This window comes from Brevibacillus gelatini, assembly GCF_003710935.1.
In the GTDB taxonomy this organism is placed as follows: Bacteria; Bacillota; Bacilli; order Brevibacillales; family Brevibacillaceae; genus Brevibacillus; species Brevibacillus gelatini.
This window is the reverse complement of record NZ_RHHS01000087.1, coordinates 1-1684: the sequence shown is the minus strand read 5'-3', so window position 1 is coordinate 1684 and position 1684 is coordinate 1. Positions and strand designations below refer to the sequence as shown.

Here is a 1684-nt window from a genome sequence, read left to right as displayed (position 1 = left end):
AGACGGATCGGGTGCTCGATCTGGGCAACGGCGTCGATTTCAAAGGAAAGAGCCTGTATGTGTATGAAGCGCATACCGAGATGAAAAAGGGGCTGCTCAAGCACAAATATTTGCTCGCCTCCAAGAAAGGCATGAGCCAGAAGCCGATCTTTCAGTCGCTGATCGTCGGGGCGTCCGTCCAGGGCCGCGTCATTGACGTGGCCAAAGACAACGTCAAGGTGCATCTCGACATCGACGAGAAGCAGAGCAAAAGCGAAGCGCACTGGTTCCCGTACTCGTCCGTCTACACGGCGGAAGGAAACAGCGGCTGGTACTGCATGCCGGAGCTGGACGATTACGTCCGAATCTATTTTCCGACGAACAAAGAAGAAGACGGAATTGCGATCAGCTCCGTGCGCAAAAACTCGGAAGAAGGCGAGACGAACAAGCTTGGCAACCCCGATATTAAATACTTCCGCACAGCCAACGGCAAAGAGCTGATGTTTTCTCCGCAAGAGATCGTCATCAGCGCGAAGGACGGGGAAATTCTCATTCGTCTAAACGAGGCGGATGGCATCCAGATCCTCAGCAAAAAAAATATCAAAGTCGTCTCCGATCAGGACATCATGATGGATTCTGCGACAAAGGTGATTATCTCGGCCAAAAACGAGATCAGCCTGACCTGCAAGGAAAGCAGCATCAAGATGGATGGCAATACAAGCATCAGCGGGCAGGAGCTCAAGACGAACTGACACACATGGTTGCCAGCAGGTAACTGTGTGTTTGCCGCGCAAAAAACAGGGCGAAAAAAGCGGCTTGCACACATGTCAGGTTCGTTTTCGTTAGCAAAACAGGCAAAGAGCTTTTTTTAGATCAGTGGCAAAGGGGGTTAGGACGTGGGCAGAGAGGAAGCCTTGCAGCATTTTTGGGAAAATGAGGTGCCAAAACGGACAATCGCCCGGCTGCATGCGCTGGATGCGTATTACCAGGCGGAAAAAGAGCGATTGGCGCAGCCGTTTCTTCGTTCGTTTGCAGAGATATGCAAGAAAATGGCCGTGATGCAAAAGCAAGGGGAAAAAGGCAAAATGGCTTATTTGACCTACTCCATGCTGCGGACGGAGCTGCTGTCCGGGAGTAACCATTATTTGCTGGAAGCAACGGATAGCCGCTGGTTTTTTGACCCCGTCGAATGCCAGGCGGTTTACGATGCGAGCTGGGCTTTCCGCTTTTTGGACGAGCTTGCGGCGGAGTGGACGGAGGCGGCGCGGGCGTATGCCGGACAGATCGGTCCGGCAGAGATCGAACGGATCAAGCTCGCCCAGGCGGAGAAGTTTCACCAGTACGTCGTCAGTCTGGGACGGTATGCGTTGCAGCAGATAGATTCTGTGGAAGCGTTTTGGCAGGTGGAAATGGAAGACGAACTGGAGGTGCGCGTCGGCGAGTACCTGGACCAGAGCGAAATCGTATACTGCCGCGATGTGCGCCCAAAAGATTCGCAGCAGATCCGCGTCTGGCTGGAGGAAGGGCTGGAGCAGGAATACGGCTACAAAGTATTGGCTGGTCTCGATTTGGCGAAGGGGCAGTTTGCGGGGATCGATTTGCGCTATGCCGATCTGGGCAACAGTCGCTTGTCTGGTGCCAACCTGCGGGAGAGCGTGCTGGTCGGAACGAGGTGCGTTCGTACCGAGCTGAATGAGGCGGACTT

General features: G+C 53.9%; 1 protein-coding gene and 1 pseudogene. Both read left to right on the top strand.

All coding sequences use genetic code 11. The features are described 5' to 3' along the window. Positions 1-731 (top strand): annotated as a pseudogene (locus EDM57_RS22910) (hypothetical protein); the annotation flags it as partial. A gap of 144 nt (positions 732-875) precedes the next feature. Beyond that, on the top strand, positions 876-1684 hold an 809-nt coding region (locus EDM57_RS22905), incomplete at its 3' end, for a pentapeptide repeat-containing protein (RefSeq protein WP_122906970.1).